General features: G+C 64.5%; 18 protein-coding genes. 11 read left to right on the top strand and 7 right to left on the bottom strand.

The genetic code is table 11. From position 1 onward, the window contains the following. Positions 1-118: 118 nt before the first annotated feature. The gene (locus tag AC5QAH_RS19820; RefSeq protein ID WP_191863817.1) at positions 119-1,267 is read left to right on the top strand and encodes a YncE family protein; all 1,149 of its coding nucleotides are present in this window, start codon (positions 119-121) and stop codon (positions 1,265-1,267) included. A gap of 65 nt (positions 1,268-1,332) precedes the next feature. Here the strand turns inward: AC5QAH_RS19820 and AC5QAH_RS19815 are convergent, their stop codons facing one another. Continuing rightward, positions 1,333-2,415: a hypothetical protein gene (locus AC5QAH_RS19815; protein ID WP_191850551.1), complete on the bottom strand. Its 1,083-nt coding sequence runs from the start codon at positions 2,413-2,415 to the stop codon at positions 1,333-1,335. Between the two features lie 516 nt (positions 2,416-2,931). On the opposite strand from AC5QAH_RS19815, the gene AC5QAH_RS19810 reads away from it, so the two are divergent. The 4 genes from AC5QAH_RS19810 (at position 2,932) to AC5QAH_RS19795 (ending at position 7,251) form a co-directional block, all read left to right on the top strand. After that, complete coding sequence (locus AC5QAH_RS19810) at positions 2,932-4,482, top strand: hypothetical protein (RefSeq protein WP_495232530.1); 1,551 nt, start codon at positions 2,932-2,934, stop codon at positions 4,480-4,482. Between the two features lie 86 nt (positions 4,483-4,568). Beyond that, on the top strand, positions 4,569-5,123 hold the full coding sequence (locus AC5QAH_RS19805; protein ID WP_033833675.1) for a tellurite resistance TerB family protein: 555 nt from the start codon (positions 4,569-4,571) through the stop codon (positions 5,121-5,123). 12 nt (positions 5,124-5,135) lie between these two features. Further along, positions 5,136-6,161, top strand: coding sequence for a hypothetical protein (locus tag AC5QAH_RS19800; protein WP_043033961.1), 1,026 nt, complete (start codon positions 5,136-5,138; stop codon positions 6,159-6,161). Between the two features lie 70 nt (positions 6,162-6,231). Next, positions 6,232-7,251 (top strand): helix-turn-helix transcriptional regulator, encoded by a 1,020-nt coding sequence (locus AC5QAH_RS19795; RefSeq protein WP_049397217.1) that lies wholly within the window; start codon positions 6,232-6,234, stop codon positions 7,249-7,251. A gap of 39 nt (positions 7,252-7,290) precedes the next feature. Here the strand turns inward: AC5QAH_RS19795 and AC5QAH_RS19790 are convergent, their stop codons facing one another. Next, the gene (locus tag AC5QAH_RS19790; protein WP_495232529.1) at positions 7,291-7,773 is read right to left on the bottom strand and encodes a DUF4440 domain-containing protein; all 483 of its coding nucleotides are present in this window, start codon (positions 7,771-7,773) and stop codon (positions 7,291-7,293) included. Between the two features lie 222 nt (positions 7,774-7,995). Here AC5QAH_RS19790 and AC5QAH_RS19785 point away from each other — a divergent pair, with 222 nt between their 5' ends. Together AC5QAH_RS19785 and AC5QAH_RS19780 are read left to right on the top strand one after the other, a co-directional pair. Then, positions 7,996-8,808 (top strand): alpha/beta fold hydrolase, encoded by an 813-nt coding sequence (locus AC5QAH_RS19785; protein ID WP_495232528.1) that lies wholly within the window; start codon positions 7,996-7,998, stop codon positions 8,806-8,808. 9 nt (positions 8,809-8,817) lie between these two features. Continuing rightward, positions 8,818-8,991 carry a hypothetical protein gene (locus tag AC5QAH_RS19780; RefSeq protein ID WP_191850559.1) on the top strand — a complete coding sequence of 58 codons (174 nt, stop codon included), beginning with the start codon at positions 8,818-8,820 and terminating at the stop codon, positions 8,989-8,991. Positions 8,992-9,082: 91 nt separating this feature from the next. On the opposite strand, the gene AC5QAH_RS19775 is transcribed toward AC5QAH_RS19780, so the two are convergent. Then, a complete protein-coding gene (locus AC5QAH_RS19775) occupies positions 9,083-9,763 on the bottom strand; it encodes a hypothetical protein (protein ID WP_109814317.1) in 681 nt (226 codons plus the stop codon). Between the two features lie 133 nt (positions 9,764-9,896). On the opposite strand from AC5QAH_RS19775, the gene AC5QAH_RS19770 reads away from it, so the two are divergent. Both AC5QAH_RS19770 and AC5QAH_RS19765 read left to right on the top strand, forming a co-directional pair. Beyond that, positions 9,897-10,556 carry a hypothetical protein gene (locus tag AC5QAH_RS19770; RefSeq protein ID WP_217014998.1) on the top strand — a complete coding sequence of 220 codons (660 nt, stop codon included), beginning with the start codon at positions 9,897-9,899 and terminating at the stop codon, positions 10,554-10,556. A 70-nt stretch (positions 10,557-10,626) separates the two neighbouring features. After that, positions 10,627-11,595: a polysaccharide deacetylase family protein gene (locus AC5QAH_RS19765; RefSeq protein WP_495232527.1), complete on the top strand. Its 969-nt coding sequence runs from the start codon at positions 10,627-10,629 to the stop codon at positions 11,593-11,595. A gap of 3 nt (positions 11,596-11,598) precedes the next feature. Here AC5QAH_RS19765 and AC5QAH_RS19760 read toward each other — a convergent pair whose 3' ends face one another. Beyond that, positions 11,599-12,474, bottom strand: a complete 876-nt coding sequence (locus AC5QAH_RS19760) for a class I SAM-dependent methyltransferase (RefSeq protein WP_495232526.1) — start codon at positions 12,472-12,474, stop codon at positions 11,599-11,601. Between the two features lie 481 nt (positions 12,475-12,955). Beyond that, entirely contained in the window at positions 12,956-13,372 is a 417-nt protein-coding gene (locus AC5QAH_RS19755; protein ID WP_049412170.1) for a hypothetical protein, read from the bottom strand. 90 nt (positions 13,373-13,462) lie between these two features. On the opposite strand from AC5QAH_RS19755, the gene AC5QAH_RS19750 reads away from it, so the two are divergent. Beyond that, positions 13,463-13,747 (top strand): hypothetical protein, encoded by a 285-nt coding sequence (locus AC5QAH_RS19750; protein WP_019660881.1) that lies wholly within the window; start codon positions 13,463-13,465, stop codon positions 13,745-13,747. A 123-nt stretch (positions 13,748-13,870) separates the two neighbouring features. Here AC5QAH_RS19750 and dmeF read toward each other — a convergent pair whose 3' ends face one another. Next, entirely contained in the window at positions 13,871-14,842 is a 972-nt protein-coding gene (dmeF, locus tag AC5QAH_RS19745; protein WP_241877890.1) for a CDF family Co(II)/Ni(II) efflux transporter DmeF, read from the bottom strand. Positions 14,843-14,893: 51 nt separating this feature from the next. Here dmeF and AC5QAH_RS19740 point away from each other — a divergent pair, with 51 nt between their 5' ends. Beyond that, positions 14,894-15,178: a metal-sensing transcriptional repressor gene (locus AC5QAH_RS19740; protein ID WP_197602271.1), complete on the top strand. Its 285-nt coding sequence runs from the start codon at positions 14,894-14,896 to the stop codon at positions 15,176-15,178. Positions 15,179-15,273: 95 nt separating this feature from the next. Here AC5QAH_RS19740 and AC5QAH_RS19735 read toward each other — a convergent pair whose 3' ends face one another. After that, positions 15,274-15,648, bottom strand: a complete 375-nt coding sequence (locus AC5QAH_RS19735; RefSeq protein ID WP_010484159.1) for a MerC domain-containing protein — start codon at positions 15,646-15,648, stop codon at positions 15,274-15,276. Positions 15,649-15,672 lie beyond the last annotated feature (24 nt).

Below are 15,672 nucleotides of genomic sequence, written 5' to 3'. Positions count from 1 at the left end.
CTACCATTCCCCCCGCAACCCCAGCCAGCCCACCCCGCGCAGACAGATGCGGGGCGGGCCGTCGCAGTACGGCCCAGCGAGCCAGGACACCTTCCCGTGCCCATTCAAGGACGCTCGCATGTTCCGTACTCCTCTCTTCCGCTCGGCCGCGCTGGCCGTTGCCGTTTCGCTCAGCCTCGGCGTGCCCTCCGCATTCGCCGACAACGCGCCCGCCGCCAGTGCCACCACCGCCGCTGTGCAGCGCCAGGCCGTGGCCAAAGGCCTGTACGAGCTGGCCTACAGCCCGAAGCAGAACGCCGTGTTCGTGGCCTCGTCCGGCGGCTTCGGCGATGACGCCGGCCCGGCCCAGGTGCTGCGCCTGAACCCGGCCACGCTCGCCGTGGAAACCCGCATCCCGCTGGAGCGCAAGGCGTTCGGCGTGGTGCTGGATGACGCCCACAACCGCCTGTACGTGGGCAACACCGTGGACCTGTCGGTGACCGTGGTCGACACCGCGCAGAACAAGGCCGTCGGCACCATCCAGTTGATGGAGAAGAAGACCGGCAAGGACGGCAAGGCCGCCTACACCCACGACCTGCGCGAGCTGGTGGTCGACAGCGCGGCCAACCGCCTGTACGTGACCGGCCACAGCAGCCAGCCAGACGTGAGCAGCGTGCTGTTCGTGATCGATACCACCACGCTGAAGGTGATCAACACCATCGACGGCCTGGGCAATGCCAAGGCGCCGGGCCTGGCGCTGGATGCGGCCAACAAGCGCATCTACACCAGCAACCTGCTGGCCGACCTGGTGGTGGTGGGCACCGAGTCGAACAAGGTGGTGGCGCAGCACAGGATCGCCGCCGAGCAGCCGATGAACATCGCGCTGGACCCCGCCGGTAAGCGCCTGTTCGTGACCGACCAGGGCTCGGAATTCCTGCGTGGCTACCAGGCCAAGAGCAGCGGCCTGGTCAGCAAGCACCCGGGCCAGCGCGTGCTAGTGCTCGACCGCAGCACCGGCAAGGAACTGGCCAGCATCCCGACCGATGCCGGCCCGCTGGGCATCCTGCTGGATGCACCGCGCAAGCGCCTGTACGTGACCAACCGCGAGGCCGGTACGGTGACCGCGTACAACAGTGACAGCTACCAGAAGGTGGCGACCTACACGGTGCCGACCCACCCGAACAGCCTGGCGCTGGATGCTAAGAACAACGTGTTGTTCGTCAGCATCAAGAACGGCGAGAAGGACGACAAGGGCGCTGACGAGAGTGTGGCGCGGATTCAGTTGTAACCGGCTACGGGGCCGGCCGTGCGTCTGGCACGGGCGGCCCTGCTCGGATCAGGGCATCAGCTTCCTTATGTCCCGGGTGACTTCTCGGTGTCTGTTTCCCGCGGGCACGGGTTGAACTCGGTAACCTGGTCCATGGGGATGCGATGGATGGTCCTGCTGTCGTCATCCTTCAAGCGTACAAGCAGCACGGAACTGGTCGAGTAGACAACGTTGACCGGATGGGTAGCGGTACCATCACCGATCAGGAGCTTGCGGGATGCGCTGTCACGCGATCGCAGATCCAGCGTCATGCAGCCGCGGGATTTTCCGCTTGGCGGATTGACAACCTGCGAGGCCAGGTATGCACCGGTCGGAGGGAAGAGCATGGCCACGGTGACCATGATCGAGGCGAACGAGAGTGCAAGTACACCAACGCCGTATCGTCCACTCAGTTCATCGACCACTCTGATGACGATGGACTGGAATATGCCCAATGCTACTGCGGCCGTGAGCAGGCACATGCCAATCACCAGATCACTTTCCCTGGAGACCAGGCCGAGCATGAGCCGCATGATCGTGTTGATGGACAGCAGTTGCATGAGCCCCATGCCCAGCAGGAAGTAGCTATCCAAGGAAAGCCATTTCTGCTTCCTGTCATCGGGCTTCGCCCAGCGGGAAAGGAGAACGAAGATCAGCAGGCAGCCAATCGTACTGAACCACAGTGCTGCATCTGAAATCTCGGTGTAGAAGGATGCGACATAGATTCCGCTGAAATGCAGTACGCCCGGAGTGATCAGCGCAAGGCTCCAGCGCCAGAGCGTCCTGTTCCGGCTCGCCGGAGCGTCCGGCAGCAGTTTGATTCCCTGGCCTGGGATATACGAGAACCGATTGGGGGACAGTACGATGGGGGAAAGGAACATGACGGCCAGGGCAAGGACGCGCAGCCCGGTCACCGCAAGCATCATGGGGAGTGCGGAAACGGCATCGGACGAAAGCAGGCTGAGAGGCAGCTCTTCCCTGACGGCGTAGTAGAGGATGCCTGCGCTGGGCAGAAGTACGGCAATCGACGCAATAAGGACCGGATGGCGCTCGATCCAGGCCAGCACCGGGCGAAGTTCTGCGACGACATTGTCAATGAAGATCACGAGCTCGGAATGACGCTTGTTCATCAATCTCTCTTTTGGGGGTTCCATCATCCTGATCTGTGTTCCCTCGCTGTCCGGTGAGGGGATTGCCTGCTGTCGACCGCTGAGGTCGTCCGGGTCTCGACAGGAGTAAAGGTCTACCTCGTGTCACGTACTTCGTGGCTGTCACGTACCCAGCATCCCAGGCCATACAGCGCGAGCCCGTACACCACGGTTGCACCGATGATTCTGAACATGGCGTTCCTCGTCAGGTGATGGAAGGAAGGGAGGCCCAGCACCTGCGTGGCCTCCCCGGAGAGGAATATGCGGATTCCCCCGACAATCTGTGTCGCAGTGCGATGTGTCGTCGCAATCGGCCACGAAAAGTTCGCAATAGGCCTAAAGTTTTCGGAAGTGCTGTCGATGATCCGGGGGATCAGGCGTTACGACATGGTTTGTCGCTATGCACGCCGAAGATGGATCTCCCAGCCAAACCCGCCGGCGAAGCATGCCTGGGTATTGGCCCACAGCTGGATGCTTTGCGTCACGGAGGAAAACGCAATGGAACCCAATGCAAATGCAGATGACAGTGCCCGCGAAACGTCGGGCAGGCAGATCCTGGACGCAGCGACGACGATGTCAACGCTGGAGACTGTCCAACGTTATGGCAATGCTAATGCCGAATACATCAAAGGGTATACCGGAAGAGACGAACTGACCGGTCAGACATTTACCCATGGCCTGAAGAAGATCTCCGGGTACAAGCTTGATCCGGTACGTCCGGAAAACAGCATTGCCCAGCAGGCCGGCTATGCGGCTGAGGTCGCAGCGACCAGTCGTGACAATGCCGAGGCCATCAGCAGTGGGTCACCCGTTCGCACGGTGCGCAGTGATGACCATCCCCAGTACCGGCGGAACGATGATCGCGTTGACCGGGTAAGGGTGCTGGATGGCCAGATCATTGAAGGCAGCCAGTCACAGATGAAGTTCGTGGGCAACCGTGACCGGCTCCTTGAGAAGATCGCTGCGCCCGATGGAGAGTTCTCGCGCTATCGTGGGCTGAAGTTGGAGCTGCCCTCGGAGCAGTACGTCGATGCCGAGGCATATTGCCGGGCGCAGGCAGCAGATCTGCGCCGTCAGGCGGACGTGGTCGACGCGAGGGGCAAGCCTGAGGTCGCACTGCATCTTCGTGCGAAGGCAGACAACTATGAGCAGCTGGCCGGCAACCTTCTGGATACGGGGCTGACCAGTGACGATGCGAAGTTCTATCGTACCCATCCGCGGATGGCGACGGTGCGCGATATCGCGCATACCAGCCACAGGGCAGGTCTTGAAGGCGCGCGCGGGGCGTTCATGGTTGGCGCGGCGATCAGCATGGCGACCAATGCCTATGCGGTGGCAACCGAGCGCAGGGGGATGATTGATGCGGGCCGCGCAGTCCTGGTGGATGGTGCCGTCTCTGCCGGCATGGGCTACGCAACGGCTGCGTCCGGGGCCGCATTGACCGCAGTGATGCAGCAGTCAGGCCGACAGAGCCTGCAGGTCCTTTCCCGTACAGCCGCTCCGGCCATGGTGGTCGACGTCTGCGTGACCATGACCGGCTGCATACGCCGCTACGCCAGGGGTGAGATCGACGGCGTCCAGTTCCTGGATGAGATCGGTGAGAAGGGTTCCGGCATGATGGCTTCGGCCATGATGGCGGCATTGGGCCAGATCGCGATTCCGGTCCCGGTGGTTGGCGCCGCCATCGGCGGGATGATTGGCTGCACGCTTTCATCGATCTTCTATCGGGAAACGTTGGAGGCGGCCCGGAGTGCAGATCTGGCTGCCGAGAGGCTGGCCTTGGCAATCGAGCTCAATAAAGCTGCCCGTGAAGAAATTCTGGCGCAGCGCTTGGCGCTGGCGCAGTTCATTGCGGCCGAGCTTCCAGTGCTGAATGACGAGACGGCCCAGTTGCTGTGTGCACTCGATACCACCCAGCCGGAGATTGACGCCGATGGATTCGCGGCTGCAATCAACCGCTTTGCCCTTCTGCTGGGCAGCCGCCTGCAGTTTGCTTCGCTGCAGGAGTTTGATCTGTTCATGACGGGTGACGAGCCGCTTCGGCTTTGATCAATCGAACCCATTTCTGGTCGTGGCCTTCCGGGCAGGTTGGCCACGCCGGCTTCCGTGTGTGATCCCAGGACCTTGGAGATACGATGTTCCTTTATCTGCTTCCAGACACCGAGCAGGCAACCTTCCTGAAGGTTGCGCGCCTGCTGAGCGTGAGTGACAACCCGATGCTGTGGGACGGAAAGACCCACGAAGAAGTGACTGGCGATACCAACCTGAGCAAGGTTTCGCTGGATGAATCCGAACACGAACGTGCGATCTTCGACAGCTTTTCCCGTGAGTGCGGCAAGGTATATCGGTCCGACGGGGTGACGAAGGAACTGTTGACGCGCCTGCAGACGATGCCGCTGGTGCGCCAGAGCGACCCGGTGGAGCGGGCGCGGGTGGCGTGCGAGGTGCTCGACTCGCTGATCGACAAGGCCATGGTCGAAGCCGCGCAGCCGGCCGTACCGAAGGTGATGCTGTATGAGTTGATGCTGCTTGCACTGGCCGACGGTGAAGTGTCGAGTGTCGAGGAAGCACAGCTGCGTCGCCTGGCCGATATCTTCGGTATTGACGACTACATCTACAACGACCTGCTTGAGCGCGCGGAAAGTATCAATCGCGAGGCCAGCCGTACCGTTGCCATCATTCTTGAGTAAAAGGAGTTACCCATGATTCCAATCGTAGTCGGGGCCGCGATGGCGGCCAGCGCGCTGTATGGCATTTACAAGGGCGGCAAGGCCGTGGTCGATCACAAGGATGCCGGCATCGCCAACGCCGATGCAAAAGGGCTGATCGAGAAGGGCTCGTCGTTGCTGGAGACGCAGCGCAAGCGTACCAACACGGTGCTTGAGGACTATGGTGCACGCAAACTGCGTGCTTTCAATGGGGGGATCGCAGACTTCATCGATGCATTTGGCCAGCTCAAGAACGTTGAGGGGATCGGCTCACCCGAACTGGACAAGCTGGTGCAGGGCGATTTCACCACGGCGTCGCTGGAAGGCCTGAAGCGGGACTACCAGTTGCTGATGGACTCGGGCCTGGGCCTGGGCGCCGGGCTGGGAAGTGGCGCCGCGTTGGCATTTGGTGCGTACAACGGGACGATGCTGCTGGCCAGTGCCAGCACCGGCACTGCCATTTCGACCCTCAGCGGTGTTGCAGCAACCAACGCAACGCTGGCGTGGCTGGGCGGCGGTTCGTTGGCTGCGGGCGGATTCGGAATGGCTGGCGGCACCCTGGTGCTGGGTGGCCTAGTTGCCGGTCCGGCGCTGGCGATCTTTGGCTACGTGGTGGGCAGCAAGGCTGAAGCCGCGCTGGCCGATGCACGCCGTAACAAAGAGGTTGCTCGAACCCATTACGACGAGGCCGTGTTGGCCGCCGAACAGTTGGCAGCGGTCGAGACCGTTACAACGCTCGCCAACAGGACGTTCTCCAAGCTGTGCATGTCGCTGCGTCGTGGTGTAGCCGATATCCGTGATGTCATCCGGGAGCACGGCTGCGATTTCAGTAGTTTCCCCCAGCAGGCGCGGGAGCGGGTTTTCCGTGCCGTGAAGATTGCCCAGCTGATCAAGGTGATGATCGATACCCCGATCCTGGATGACGCAGGAGCGCTGGTGCTTTCGACCGAGAAGACCGTGGCCGATGTGGATGCGGCGATGGTGGTGATGAAGGGCGAGGAGCCCGCCAAGGCGGCTTGACGATGGGCAGAGCCCCACGCCGTTCTGGTGGGGCTCTTGTTGCCTGTCGGCTCTGGAAGGGAAGATTGATATGAAGATCCGTTCGAACGACACGTTGATGCGGCAGTGGGAGATGCTGCGCATGATCCCGCGCGCTCCGCGCAGGATATCCGTCAGGCAGATACTGGAGAATCTGGAGCCGCTGGGCTTCAGGACCAGCAGTCGCACCATTGAACGGGACCTCCAGAACCTGTCCACGCGGTTCCAGCTCATTGCCGACGACAGTGAAAAGCCCTTTGGCTGGAGTTGGTCCAGGGAAGCGAACTTCGCCTTCACGCCCAGGCTGTCGATTTCGCAGAGCGTTGCACTGCTGCTTTCGCATGCACATCTGCGTCAGCTGCTCCCGGCAACGGCCATGAATGAGCTGATGCCCGTGTTCGACATGGCGCGGGCGGAAGTCTCGACGTCGGGCTGGGGGGAGTGGGCCAGCAGGACCGCGATCCTGCCCATGGGCCCGAACCTGCTCGCCCCCGAGGTGGAAACGGCCGTACAGGTGGATGTCCACAGGGCATTGGCATCCCGACGCTGCCTGTCAGGCTGGTACCGCAGCAAAGGCAAGGACGAGCCGAAGGAGATGATCATGCATCCTCTGGGGCTGCTGATGCGCGGTTCTGCGCAGTACCTTGTCTGCATGCTGCGGGACTATACGGACATCCGCCACCTGGCGTTGCATCGCCTGAGTGGAACCCGGGTGCTGGAGATGGAGGCAAGGAGCCTGCCGGACTTCGACTTCCAGCGCTATGCGACGACCACCGCCACCGCGTTCCAGGGGCAAGGACGCATCGTGCTGGAGGCGCGCTTCCGGGCGCAGGCTGCGGAGCATCTCAGGGAGACGCCCCTGTCCGAAGATCAGACGATCAGTGATCTGGGTGATGGATGGATCCGGCTGCGCGCTACGGTGGAGGACGACCAGACCTTGCGTTGGTGGCTGATGGGCTTCGGGAGCAACGTACGGGTCGATTCCCCAACGCACCTGTGCGACGCCATCGGCGCGGAGTTGGCTCAGGCAGCAAGCTACTACGCCCGCGATCTGGAGGAGACCGTGGGCTGAATGGTCTTGGTCAGGGCGAGTGAACAGTCGCCGACGGGTTCATTTCGTTGCCGGCCGATGGTCATAGCTGATCACCCGTTCGGCCATCCAGCGCCCGTCCACGCGACGCCAGACCTGGATGAAGCGGGCCTGGCCCACCCAGCGCTCCACGCCGTCCTTGCCGCGTTCATGGAAGCGGTGGTCGCCGATCTCCAGCGCCCGCTCGTCGTGTAGCGGGAACACCTGCAACGAAGGCTCCACCCGTTCGCGGCGCAGGCTCCAGCCGCCCTTGCGCGCATTGCTGCACATGTGGGCCACGCTGCGGCGGAAGTCTTCGCGGCTGCTGGCCGACTTGCCGTCCTTGTCATGGAAGAACTCCATGTCTTCAGTGGTCATGGCTGCGGCCTTGTCGGCATCGCAGTCGTCGAACGCGGCGGCGAACAGCTGAGCGTCGGCCTGGTGGATCTGCTCGCGCAGCTCATCGGAGGGCGCGGGTGCGGCGGCGAGGCCGGCGGCCAGCAGGGGCAGGGTGAGCAGCAGCATGGCGAGGCTCCAGGGCGGGATTCATGCAGGCTCGCACGGTGCTCCGAGGGCCGCAGCCGGCCTGCGACGAAACGGGATTTCCAGGGAGTGAATGCCCGCATCTATGGATTGGCCGGGTGGCGTGCCCTGTGCAGGCGGTGTCATGGCGACCGGCGATTCCATCACGGTCGCGATAGGGGCCGGCCCATAGCCTGAAATCCTCCCCTTTCCACAGGAGCTCCCATGCCTGCTTCCCGCGTCCGCCTGCACGTTGAAGACACCGGTGGCGATGGCCGACCGGTCATTCTGATTCACGGTTGGCCGCTGTCCGCCGATGCCTGGAAGACGCAGGTGTCGATCCTGCGCGACGCGCAGCACCGGGTGATCAGCTACGACCGGCGTGGCTTCGGCCGTTCTGACAAGCCGAAAGAAGGTTACGACTACGACACGCTGGCGGCGGATCTGGCCGGGGTGATCGAGGAACGTGACCTGCGCGACGTCACCCTGGTCGGCTTCTCGATGGGCGGTGGCGAGGTAGCGCGTTACGTGGCCAACCATGGCCAGGAACGCCTGCACAGTGTGGTGTTTGCAGCAGCCGTGCCGCCGTTCCTGCTACGCAGCGACGACAACCCGGAAGGCCCGCTGACCCAGGACAAGGCTGACGAAATGCGCAGTGGTCTGGAGAAAGATCGCGAGGCGTTCTTCGATGGCTTCACCCGCGATTTCTTCAGCGCCAATGGCCAGTTGATGGTGACCGAAGAGACGCGTCAGGCGGCCATCGCGCTGTGCCATCAATCCGACCAGACGGCGGCGCTCGGCTGCATGAAGGCGTTTGCCACCACGGACTTCCGCGATGACCTGAAGAAGATCACGGTGCCAACCCTGATCCTGCACGGTGACAGTGACGCCATCGTGCCGTTTGAAGGTTCTGGGCAGCGCACGCACCGGGTCATTCCGGGCAGCGAAGTGGTGATCCTGGAAGGCGCACCACATGGGTGCAATACCAGCCATGCGGACCACTTCAATCTGGCGCTGCTGAACTTCCTGAAGCGGTAAGCTGCGGCCATGCGCCAGACCAAGACACCCCCGTGGAAGAAGCCCACCCCCAAGGGCCAGACCTCGCAGCCGCTGTCGCCTGCGCAGAAAGAGGCGGCGCGACAGCGGGCGGAAGAGAATGGACGGCGTTACCCGAATCTGGTGGACAACATGTGGGCCGCGAAGCTGCCGCGCGGATCGTGATCTGTAGAGTTGAGCCATGCTCGACTCCGCTCTGCATCCATCCACGCATGGCGTGGATCTACTGCAAAAGCAGCCGAGCGTGGGCTCGGCTCTACAGGTTGGCCAGCGGCTTCCAGCCGGGTTCCAGCCAGGGCGCGATCTTGTTCTGGCGGACGGTGATGGCCTCAACTGGTACCCCAGCCAGGCGTGCAAGCTCTGCACGCAGCACATTGGTATCCACCGGCAAGGCCGCAGCCACCTGCAGCCGATCACCCTGATGCCTCACCTGTACCGGAAGCGTGGCGTGCGCGTCGTGCTCGCCGCCGGTGCGCCCGATCGGGTAGCGCATCGCTACCGGCCGCGACAGCTGCGCCAGTGCGGGCTGCCACGCCTGCAGCACGAGAGGCTGCCCGGCAGCGGGAACATGTACTTCTGCAATCGTGGCCGGGTAGCCAGTGAGGCTCTCGACCATCACCTGGAAGCGCGCGCCATCCGGCAAGACCAGCACGGCGGCGATCAATGCGGAGAACGAAACGAACACCGCGGCGAGATTCCAGCTGCGCGGCGCGGTGGCCGGGCGCGTTGCGGTGCGCAGGCCCGGTCTGCGCCGCAGCTTACGTGCGTAGATGCGCCGGTCCTTCCGGCGCGGGCTGCTGCTGTACTCGGGCAGGTTCAAGGAAACGCGTGGAAGGCGCGCCACGCGGGCCTTGATCAGGCGCGACAGCAGCATCCACGCGATCACGAACGCCAGCAGCGGAAGCAGCGTTCGCACCCACAGATACAGCGTGACCATCCACAACACCTCTACATACGACCGTCCATGCTCATCCACATCCTACCGGGACCACGCGGCGGTTGTCGTATCCGCCAGCCGACAAGCACAGGGCGCTTGGTTAGGATGGTCCTTTTTTGTCACGGATGAACCGATGGTCTCTGCTGCTGCCCGCTTCTGTCGTATCTGTGGTCCTGGCCCGATTCTGCTGGCACTGCAGGTGGTGGCGCTGCTGGCGGTAGCCCTTGCAGCCGGTTTCTTCCACTACCGCGTGGGACTGCTGCTGGAGCCGGTGGATGACGCATGCGGTGGGCCCGACCCGGTCGCACGCATGCAGGTCGCAGAACAGCTGCTGGCGCGGTCCACTGCGCTTGCACCATGGCAACCGCTGCAGTGGATTCCGATGGCGGGCGTGGTACTGGCGTTGCTGGGCGCGATGTCGATCAGCGTCTACCGGCTGGGTCGCCTGTCGGAACGCCTGCGACGCGCCAACTGGGGGGTGATGGCGCTGCACGCCGCGATCCTGGCGCTGGCCCTCAGGGCATTGCACCTGTACGACATGGCGTGGACCAGCGTAGCCAAGCTGTCCCCAGCGGCGTGCCTGGTGGAACTGGGCGAGCATGGCCGGCTGCCGCTGGCACAGGCGCAACAGGTGGTATTCGGCATCCTCACCCGCGAGCACGCGCCGCTGCTGCGCAATCCCGATGACCTTGCCCTGGTGCTGGTCGCGTTGATGCTGATGGCGATGGCTGCGGGATTCATGCTGTGGCGGGCGATCGTGCGCGAGCGTCAGGTGCAGTCGCGCAGCCCATAGCGGGTGCGTGGCCGACCATGCATCCACAATCGCGCTAAAGTCAGCACTTCGCTCCTGCAAGGATGTGCTGATGCGTTGGTTGCTGCGTGCTGTGCCATTGCTGCTGTGTTCGTTGGCGGTGCACGCCGCCGAAGTGGATCGCCGGATTGCGGTGACCATCGACGACCTGCCCTGGGCGCGGGTGGACCAGATCGTTCCGCCGGACCTGCAGTCGCGGCATGAAGCGCTGATGGCGCAGCTGCATCAGGCAGACGTGCCGGTGGTCGGCTTCGTCAACGGGAACAAGCTTGAGATCGACGGGCAGGTGCAGCCGGCGCGGGTGCAGATGCTGCGCGACTGGCTGGACGCCGGTTATGTGCTCGGCAACCACACCTACTCGCACATGGATCTGAACGCCAAGGGCGTACCTGCGTTCCAGCAGGATTTCCTGCGTGGCGAGACGGTGCTGCGGCCGTTGCTGGCCGAGCGTGGGCTGAAGCCGCAGTGGATGCGTCACCCCTATCTGCGTGCCGGGCGCACGCCGGAAGAACGCGCGGAGATGGAAGCGTTCTTCAAGCAGCATGGCTACCGCGTGGCACCGGTGACGGTCGACAACGGCGAGTGGGTGTGGGCGTTCGCCTACGCCAACGTGATGAACGAGCAGCCGGATTCACCGGCGCGCGAGGCGACGCTGGCACAGCTGCGCAAGGGCTACGTGCCGTACATGCTGAACAAGCTGGACTACTACGAGAAGCAGTCGCAGGCACTGCTGGGCTACGCGCTGCCACAGGTCTGGCTGATGCACGCCAACGAACTCAATGCAGCCACGTTTGCCGAACTGGTGGCGGCGACGAAGCGCCGCGGCTATCGCTTCATCTCACTGGATGAAGCGATGCGTGACCCGGCCTATGCACGTGGTGCCGAAGGCTACAGCGGCCGTTACGGCCCGAGCTGGTTGCACCGCTGGGCGATGGCGGAGAAGAAACCGAAGGAGTTCTACGCCGGTGAACCGGAAGTGCCAAGGTGGGTGATGAAGCTGGCCAAGGTGGATTCGGAGTGAGGCTCAGCGCTTGACGGCCAGCACGCCGTCAAGCGCCAGCTCGGCCTTGAACCCGGCCTTTTCCAGGCGTTTGGCTACTTCACGCGGCACGTCGCGGCCGCTGGTCAGCTTGTTCGGCGCACCGGTGTAGTGAAACAGACGCCCGCCCTTGCGGATGACGCGGGCAAGGTGGTCGTAGAACACCTGTGAGTACAGCTCGCCGGCGATGCCGAAGCGCGGGGGGTCGTGCAGGATCGCGTCGACGCTGTTGCTGGCCACCTGTTCGATCTGCTGCGAGACATCGCCGTGGCTGAACTGCAGGCGGCCACCGGCCGCAGCCGAGTCCGGATCCGGTGACCACGGGTTGAGCGTGCGCAGCCACATCACGTCGGCATTCTTCTCGAACGAACGGATCTGGCCGACACCGGCCTCCAGCGCGCAGGCGGCGAAATAGCCCAGGCCGCCGCAGGTATCGAGGATGACCTTGCCGGCCGGAGCGACCAGCTCGACCTTGCGGCGCGCATCCTCGAACGGTGACAGCTTGGAGGTCGGCAGCATCTTGATGCCGTCGATCTCGAAGGTCGGTGCGCCCCATTCGGTCGGCACCAGCTTGATCAGCGAGCCGCTGTAGCGCGAGATTGGCGCGAAGTCCTCGCCGTCCCAGTAGTACAGCGTGCGGTCCTTCAGCTTGCCCGGCCACGGGTAGGGCTGGCCACGGAAGCGGAAGCCGTCGGCATCCAGCGCCACGCTGTCCTCGCTGCGGCCGAGGTCGAGCGAACCCTGCCAGTCGGCAGCGCCCTTGTCATGGGCACGGCGCAGGGTGTCAGCGCTGTCGCGGGTCAGCAGGGGGCCGGTGTAATGGGGCACGGCGGGTACCGGGGCGGTTCGGGGGGAGGGCATGGTACCGCAGCTGTTGTAGAGCCAAGCCGATGTCAAAGTAGGTCCACGCCATGCGTGGATGCAGGCAGGGAGGAGTCAGGCGTGGGCCCGACGCTAGCGCTGGTGCAGCTGTAACCGTGTGTGGTCCCTTCCCCGCGATCATGCCGACGCCACGCGACGGCTGCATGCCCTGCCGCGCGCACGATCGACGATGGGCCTCCTGGGTTTGCGGTGGCTGCCGATCGAAGTCGTAGCGCATGCGGCCGTCCTCCTGCAGCAGCCAGTGCACGATGACGCGCTCCTTCGTGCCATCGCCGAGGTCCCAATCCAGAGTGCGCATTATCAGGGTCTGGCCATCGGGCAGCTGCCGGACTTCGTCATAGGCACCCTGGGTCTTCGGCGCGCTTACCGCAAGCAGCAGAAACAGCAGCATTGGCATCGCTCCTCAAAGAAGACAGGATGCGCCCATAGTGCTCTGAGTCGCCATCAGAATCATTGCGTCTTACGGGCACTTCACCGCATACACCGGCCCAGCCCCGATCAGCATCAGCGCCATGTAGTCACTATCACTGGCCTTGCCCTTCAATGTCGCGTCCTTGTTGAAGTGGAAGATGCCGAAGCCACCGGCCATGCGGATCAACGCGCTGTCGATCTGCTCGGCGTCATCGCGGAAGTAGCGGCTGATCTCGCTGCGGGTGGCCTTATGCAGGGCATTCGGCTCGCGCTGCCACTGGTCGCCGCGGCTGAAGGAGACGAAGTACTGGCCGCCTTCCCTGTCGATGCGGAAATCGGCCGGTTTGCGCGCGCCGGTGGCGAAGCAGCCCTGCAACGGGTCGGCGCTGAAAGGAAGCCCGGCGTCGCCACTGCAGGCGGTGAGCAGCAGGAGGGCACCGGGCAGCAGCAGGCGGAGCGTGCGCATGGGATGTCCCTACGGGGCAGGTGCAGCTAGTGTAGGCAGCATGCGGGCACGGCCCGTACAGAAATTCGGCAAGAACAAAGGGGTTTTCGGATGGCGCAGGGCAAGGCACCGTGGTGCGGCATGGCCAGTTGGCTGGGGATCGCTGTGGGTTGGGGCGCGGGCACGTTGGCTGCGCAGGCGGCGGTGGCCGCAGGCGGCAATGGCATGGCCGCCGGGCTGGGCGTGGGCGTGCTGGGTGCGGCACTGGTGGGTGGCGGTCTGGCGGTGGCGTCGCGCGTGCGCGGCGAGCGCTGGCCGTGGATCGGCATCGGTGGTGCGGTGCTGAGTGCGCTGCCGCTGCTCATGTACCTGCTGCGGATGATGCTGAAGCTCTGACTGTAGAGCCGAGCCCGTGCTCGGCTGATGGCCTGCGAGAGCCGAGCATGGCTCGGCGCTGCAAAGGCAACGGCAAGCCGAGCATGGGCTCGGCTCTACAGATTCGACCGCAGTCGCGCAGGATCAGCTGCGGTGGATCTCCACCGTTACATGCACCAGCTCCTCATGGATCGCCAGCGCGTTGCGCACGGTATCGGCATCCAGACCTGCGTCGCTGGTGACCACGCTGGCACTGACCGCGTACTTGCCGCGGCCGACCTGCCAGACGTGCAGGTCGGCCAGGCGCGCCGGCCACGGGCCCTGTTCGATCACTTCGCGTACTTCGGCCACCACCGGTGCGTCCATCTGCGCGTCGAGCAGGATGCGGCCGCTGTCGCGCAGCAGGCCCACTGCCCACACCGTGACCAGCGCGGCGCCGACCAGCCCCATCACCGGGTCCAGCCAGGTCAGGCCCAGCAGCTTGCCGCCGAGCAGGGCGACGATGGCCAGCACCGAGGTGGCGGCGTCGGCCAGCACGTGCACGTAGGCCGAGCGCAGATTGAGGTCGTGACCGTGCGCACGGCCGTGATCGTGGTGTTCGTGGTCATGCGCGTGATGATGGCCATGGTCATGCCCGTGGTGGTGATGCGCGTGGCCCGGGCTGTCGTGCAGCCACCATGCGCAGAGCAGGTTCACGCCCAGGCCTACCGCAGCGATGGCGATGGCTTCGTTGTAGTGGATCGGCGCCGGTACCCACAGCCGCTGCAGTGACTGCACGGCCATCAGCGCGGCGACGCCGAGCAGGGCGATGGCGCTCGTGTAGCCGGCCAGGATCTCGATCTTCCAGGTGCCAAAGGCGAAGCGCGGGTCGTGCGCGTAGCGGCGCGCGCAGCGGTAGGCGAACACCGCCAGGCCCAGCGCCAGCGCGTGCGAACTCATGTGCCAGCCATCGGCGAGCACGGCCATGGAGTTGAACCACCAGCCTCCTACGATCTCCACCAGCATCATGCCGACGGTGAGCCACAGGGCGCGGCGGGTATTGCGTTCGGCCAGCGGGTTGCCGTCGTCGAAGCGGTGTTCGTGGCGGCGGGCGGCGGCGAGGGCGTCCAGGTGCATGGGGGGACCAAGGGGTGGAGTGGATACCCCCATAGGGTATATGATCCAGTCATGGCCCATGTACACAAGAATCGAAAGCAGCTGCTGACCCGGGTGCGCCGTATCGGCGGCCAGGTGGCGGCGTTGGAACAGGCGCTGGACAAGCCCGAGGGCGAGGCGGGCGAATGCGCGGACGTGCTGGTGCAGGTCGCCGCCGTGCGCGGTGCAGCCCACAGCCTGTTGATGGAGCTGCTGCACGAGCACCTGCAGGAACATGTGGTGGCTGCCGACGACCCGCAGCAGCGGGCGGACGAGGCCGCGGTGCTGGTCGAGCTGCTGCGCCGCTACGGCAAATAGGCCGAGGGGCGGTAGAGTCGACTGTTAGTCGACTGCTCTTCGCCCAGGCGGCATGAGATCCCGCGCTTCGCGCGAGAGTCGACTAACAGTCGACTCTACCCCGCGTGCCGGTGCCGTGCGTTCCAGATGTGCGTGGCGGCCAGCAGCAGGCTGCCGGTGACGGTCATCGGCGTTTCCCAGTCATGCGAGGGCAGCGCCAGCGCGCCGGCCAGCAACAGGCCCAGACCGGCGCCGGCGGTGGCCCAGGCCAGCACCGGCAGCGGGTGACGGCGCTCGGCCCGCCACAGCGCGTAGCCGGTCAGCGGCAGGGCGATGGCCACGAACAGCAGATGCACCCATTCCGCTTCGGCCCAGGTGCCGAACAGGGGGAGCGCGGCGGCCAGCAGGGGCAGCGCCAGGCAGTGCAGCAGGCACAGGCTGGACAGGGCGACCGCGCCGGCATCGAGCAGGGCGGCAGAAGGCGACTTCATCGGGGGAGGTTCCTTGCGCAACAA

Source organism: Stenotrophomonas sp. YJH_SMC_43, from assembly GCF_059372535.1.
The sequence above is the reverse complement of the archived record's forward strand: the minus strand, read 5'-3'. Positions and strand labels throughout refer to the sequence as shown.